Genomic DNA, 4683 nt, shown 5'->3' on the forward strand with positions numbered 1-4683 from the left:
AGGGAGCCGATGTAGTGGCTGCCGTCGGCGCCGATCAGTTCGCCCTTGCCGGTCAGCGCGCCTTCCTTGAACTGACCGAGCCAGACATCGCCGTCAGCGTTTTCGTAGCGGCCCTTGCCGTGCAATTGATTGTTCTTGAAGCCGCCGACATAAATGTCACCGTCAGCGCTGTTGAACGTGCCGTTACCTTCCAGCTGACCGTTGACGAAATGCCCGCTGAACGTGTTGCCACTGGAATCGCCACGCTGACCTTCGCCGTTGGGCTTGCCGTGGGCGAACTGACCTTGATAGGAGCTGCCGTCGTCCATTTCCAGACGGCCGAGCCCGGAATATTGATCAGCCTTGAATTCGCCACGGTAGGTCATGGCGTTTTCTTTCAGGGTGCCTTCGCCGTCACGCCGACCCTGCTTGAAACCGCCGGTGTAACTGCTGGCGTTGGTCGTCAGGCTGCCCTGACCGTCGAACAGCCCAAGCTGGAACTGCCCGCGATAGACCTCGCCGTTGCTGCCGTGCCATTCGCCCTGGCCATGCCACTGGCCCTTGTCGAACTGCCCGGCGTACCAGCTGCCATTGGGGTAGTCGACGCGTCCCTGACCTTGCAGCAAGCCGTCGACCAGTTCGCCGCGATAGCGTCCGCCATCCGGCAGACGCGCATCCGGGGGCAGCAGCGATTCGCCGTCGCCGCACGCGGTGAGCATCAGGGTCAAGGCAATGGGGGCGAGGGCGGCGAGTGAGCGCATAGCGGGATCCGGGCAATTAGGCGACCGAGTATGCCGCAGCTATGCGTCGCATAAATAGAGACGTGACGCGAAACAGCGTGCGCTGCTTCGCATCCGGAACGTTTACACGAAGCAGAGCGACAGCGGCTCGGCGATGTAGGCCGGTTTGTCCGAACCTTCTATCTCCAGCGTTGCGGTGGCTTTGAGCAGCCACTGGCCAGGTTTTTTCTCGGTCACTTCGCCGAGGTCGACCTTCAAGCGAACTTTCGAATTGACCTTGACCGGCTGGATGAAACGCACACTGTCCAGGCCGTAGTTGACCACCATCTTCACGCCTTGCGGCAGGATGAGGATGTCTTCCATCAATTTCGGGATCAGCGACAACGACAGGAAACCGTGAGCAATGGTGCTGCCAAATGGCGTTTGCGCGGCTTTGACCGGGTCGACGTGAATGAACTGATAATCCCCGGTGGCTTCGGCGAACAGGTTGATACGCTCCTGATCGATGGTGAGCCATTCGGAACGTCCGAGTTCCTTGCCGACATAATCTTTGAGCTCTGCAACGGGAACATAGGGCATTGAGACTCTCCTTGGGTTCATCGGTTTTATAGTTTTTCAGGTGGGGGATTTGACCGCCCTGCGAACCACTGTAGATCATCATGGCGATTTGCTCCGGTCAACCGACCATGCTTTTGGCGAATGCCGATCCATAGCGCAGGCGTGCTTATAATGCGGGCGATGAACGGGAGAGAGACGGGAGAGAAGTCGGATGTTGTTACGTGGCCTGACCCTGCTGGTGCTGTTTCAATTGCTCGGCACGGCGCTCAATCATTTGCTGTTGCCGGTGCTGCCGGGGCCGATCATCGGCCTGCTGCTGTTGCTGATCTTCCTGATTATTCGCGGTGAAGTCGGCGAGCCGCTGAACCTCGCGGCCGGCAGTCTGCTGCGTTATCTGCCATTGCTGCTGGTGCCGCCGGCGGTTGGCGTGATGGTGTATGCGACGGCGATTGCTGCCGATTTCTGGGCGATTGTCGGCGCGTTGGTGCTGTCGCTGATCCTTTCGATGGCGTTTGCCGGCGTGCTGATGCAACGCATGGTCAAACGTCATGCGCACCGGTCGGAGGAGTCCTGATGCTCTTCGACTGGCAAGGGGCCTGGGCCTCGGTAATCCATCATCCATTGTTCGGCATCGGCATCACTCTCGGCGCCTATCAACTGGTGCTGGCGGCGTTCGAGAAAACCCGCTGGATCTTTCTGCAACCAGTGCTGGTCTCCATGCTGTTGGTGATCGGCGTATTGCTCGGCTGCGGCCTGACCTATGCCGAATACCGCAAGAGCACCGAGATCCTCAGTATTCTGCTCGGCCCGGCCACGGTGGCGCTGGCAGTGCCGCTGTATCTCAACCTCAAACGCATCCGCCAATTGTTCTGGCCGATTTTTACTACGCTGGTGATAGGCGGAGTGGTGGCGACCGGCATGGGCGTGCTTTTGGGCTGGTGGTTTGGCGCCGAGCACATGATCCTGATGACCATGGCGCCGAAGTCGGTAACCTCGCCGATTGCGATGCTGGTGGCCGAACAGATCGGTGGCGTCGCGGCGCTGGCAGCGGTATTCGTGTTGATCACCGGGGTGATCGGCGCGATCTTCGGCCCGGCGCTGTTGACCCGACTTGGCGTGCACAGCCCCGAGGCGCGCGGCATGGCGCTGGGCATGACCGCGCACGCCGTCGGCACCTCGGTGGCGTTGCAGGAGAGCGATGAATGCGGTGCCTTCGCGGCGCTGGCGATGAGTCTGATGGGCGTGGCCACGGCGGTGTTCCTGCCGTTGGCGGTGTCGATGGTGGTGTAAGGAAATGTCTATGAGTCTGCCGCTTTTCCCGCTGAACACAGTGCTGTTTCCTGGTTGCAATCTCGACTTGCAGATCTTCGAGGCGCGCTACCTGGACATGATCGGCCGCTGCATGAAACAGGGCGGCGGTTTCGGCGTGGTGTGCATTCTGCAGGGCAGCGAAGTCGGGCTGGCGCCGGAGGGCTATGCGCTGGTCGGCTGCGAGGCGCGCATCACCGATTTCCAACAGCAGGACAACGGCTTGCTGGGGATTCGCGTGCAGGGAGGGCGCCGGTTCAATGTGTTGCGCACTGAAGTGCAGCGCGATCAGTTGATTCTTGCCGACGTCGAATGGCTGGATGACGAGCCTGAGCAACCGCTGCAGGACGAAGACGCCGATCTGGTTGCGCTGCTCAAGGCGCTGGCGGAACACCCGATGGTCGAAGCCTTGAACATGGGCATCGAAGCGCTCGGTCAGCAGTCATTGGCCAATCAGTTGGCCTATCTGTTGCCGTTTGCCGAGGAAGACAAGATCGACCTGTTGCAACTCGACGATCCGCAGCAGCGACTGGATGCGATCCAGGCGTTACTCGATGAGTTGCAGGGCGAACTGTTTGCCTGATCGACCGCAAAAGATCGCAGCCTGCGGCAGCTCCTACATGACGAACACATGAACTCATGTAGGAGCTGCCGAAGGCTGCGATCTTTTGATCTTCAATACGCGTAACGCAACATCGTGTTCGGCAAATGCCTAAACACAAACAAACTGAACAACACCACCAACGCCGGCAAAATCAGCCACCAGACCTTGAACGGCATGGCATTCAGTGGCTGTTTACGCTGGCTCAGCCACAACCCCGCCGCACACACGCACGCCGCCAACATCGCCCCGGCGAGGATGTCCGTCGGCCAATGCGCCCCCAGATAAACCCGCGACAAGGCAATCGACAGGGCCGGAATGCAGCCGACAAACAGCCAGGTCAGGCGCATGCGCGGTGGTTGTCCCCGGCCTGCCAGAACGGCCAGCACCAGAAACAGCGCAAACGCGCCGGAAGCGTGGCCGCTGGGCATGCTGTAACTGGTCAGCGGATCGCTCAGCACTTCCGGACGCACCCGAGCGAAAAACATTTTGGTGCCGGTGTTCAGCAACGCGGTGCAGAGCAACACGCCGCCAGCAAAGATTGCCTGGCGCCACTGTCGGCACAGCAGCAACAGACCGGTGAGCAGGGCGCTGAACATCAGCATGTTGCGGAATTCACCGATCAGGGTGAACGTCACGGCGATTTCATCGAGCATCGGCTGGCGATGTTCTTGCACCAGCGTCATGACGCCTTGATCGAGGGCGGTCAGGTAGGGATAACCGATGAACAGGCCAATCAGGATCAACAGGCTCATGCTGCTGATCCAGATCGTCGCGCGGCGGTGGCGGCGCAGGCTGCTGTTGACGCTGAGGCCGACCATCACGGCAATGCTCGCCGCGACAATCCCGGCTTGCAGCCAGAAACCTTCCGGCAGGGGCAGGCGAATGGCCGCGCCCGTGGCCCAGCCGGGCAGCAGATAAGCAAGGCTCCAGCCGGCGGCGGCCAGCAGGCTGACAGCGGCGAAACGCGGGAAGGGCATGTCGCACATGCCGGCAACCATTGGCAGCATCGGCCGCAACGGGCCGATAAAGCGCCCGACCAGCAGGCTGGCGATGCCGTAACGCTGGAAGTAGCTTTCGGCACCGGCCATCCATTCCGGGTGATGGCGCAGCCCCGGCAGACGGCGGATGTTCTGGTGGAAGTGGCGGCCGAGGAAGTACGAGATCAAATCACCGAGAATCCCGCCGAGGAAACCCAGCAGCAAGGTTTCGCTCAATGACAGCGCGCCGCTGCCGGCCAGCACGGCCACGGCAAACAACAACACCGTGCCGGGCACGATCAAACCGGCAATCGCCAGGCATTCCACACACGCGACAATGAACACCGCGGCGGCCAGCCACTGCGGGTTGGCCGCCAGCCAACCGGTTACGCTATCGAGCCATGGGCCCATACCAAAAAACTCCAAACCATTGATGTTCCCCCTGTAGGAGCTGCCGAAGGCTGCGATCTTTGCTTTTCAAAAGATCAAAAGATCGCAGCCTTCGGCAGCTCCTCCA

At 60.7% G+C, this 4683-nt stretch carries 6 protein-coding genes; 3 read left to right on the top strand and 3 right to left on the bottom strand.

Annotated elements, in window-relative coordinates:
• Positions 1–740: MORN repeat-containing protein (locus PMI37_RS22005; protein ID WP_008085107.1), on the bottom strand; the 740-nt coding region annotated here is incomplete at its 3' end.
• Positions 741–842: 102 nt separating this feature from the next.
• Positions 843–1298, bottom strand: coding sequence for a MaoC family dehydratase (locus tag PMI37_RS22010; protein ID WP_007909575.1), 456 nt, complete (start codon positions 1296–1298; stop codon positions 843–845).
• Positions 1299–1488: 190 nt separating this feature from the next.
• Between PMI37_RS22010 and PMI37_RS22015 the strand changes: the two genes are divergently transcribed.
• Genes PMI37_RS22015 through PMI37_RS22025 form a run of 3 tightly spaced genes read left to right on the top strand, consistent with a single transcriptional unit; the run spans position 1489 to position 3168 of the window.
• On the top strand, positions 1489–1851 hold the full coding sequence (locus tag PMI37_RS22015; RefSeq protein ID WP_008085109.1) for a CidA/LrgA family protein: 363 nt from the start codon (positions 1489–1491) through the stop codon (positions 1849–1851).
• Complete coding sequence (locus PMI37_RS22020; RefSeq protein WP_008085111.1) at positions 1851–2567, top strand: LrgB family protein; 717 nt, start codon at positions 1851–1853, stop codon at positions 2565–2567. Before PMI37_RS22015 ends, PMI37_RS22020 begins: the two co-directional genes overlap by 1 nt.
• 10 nt (positions 2568–2577) lie before the next feature.
• Entirely contained in the window at positions 2578–3168 is a 591-nt protein-coding gene (locus PMI37_RS22025; RefSeq protein ID WP_008085113.1) for an LON peptidase substrate-binding domain-containing protein, read from the top strand.
• 92 nt (positions 3169–3260) lie between these two features.
• Here the strand turns inward: PMI37_RS22025 and PMI37_RS22030 are convergent, their stop codons facing one another.
• Complete coding sequence (locus PMI37_RS22030) at positions 3261–4577, bottom strand: bifunctional DedA family/phosphatase PAP2 family protein (protein ID WP_008085115.1); 1317 nt, start codon at positions 4575–4577, stop codon at positions 3261–3263.
• Positions 4578–4683: the final 106 nt, after the last annotated feature.

The sequence above is a fragment of the Pseudomonas sp. GM80 genome (assembly GCF_000282515.1).
Classification (GTDB): Bacteria; Pseudomonadota; Gammaproteobacteria; order Pseudomonadales; family Pseudomonadaceae; genus Aquipseudomonas.

Excerpts from the sequence above, each read along its gene's own strand:
- PMI37_RS22015 (WP_008085109.1), top strand. The coding sequence starts at position 1,489 with ATGTTGTTACGTGGCCTGACCCTGCTGGTGCTGTTTCAATTGCTCGGC.
- PMI37_RS22020 (WP_008085111.1), top strand. The coding sequence starts at position 1,851 with ATGCTCTTCGACTGGCAAGGGGCCTGGGCCTCGGTAATCCATCATCCA.
- PMI37_RS22010 (WP_007909575.1), bottom strand. The coding sequence starts at position 1,298 with ATGCCCTATGTTCCCGTTGCAGAGCTCAAAGATTATGTCGGCAAGGAA.
- PMI37_RS22025 (WP_008085113.1), top strand. The coding sequence starts at position 2,578 with ATGAGTCTGCCGCTTTTCCCGCTGAACACAGTGCTGTTTCCTGGTTGC.
- PMI37_RS22030 (WP_008085115.1), bottom strand. The coding sequence starts at position 4,577 with ATGGGCCCATGGCTCGATAGCGTAACCGGTTGGCTGGCGGCCAACCCG.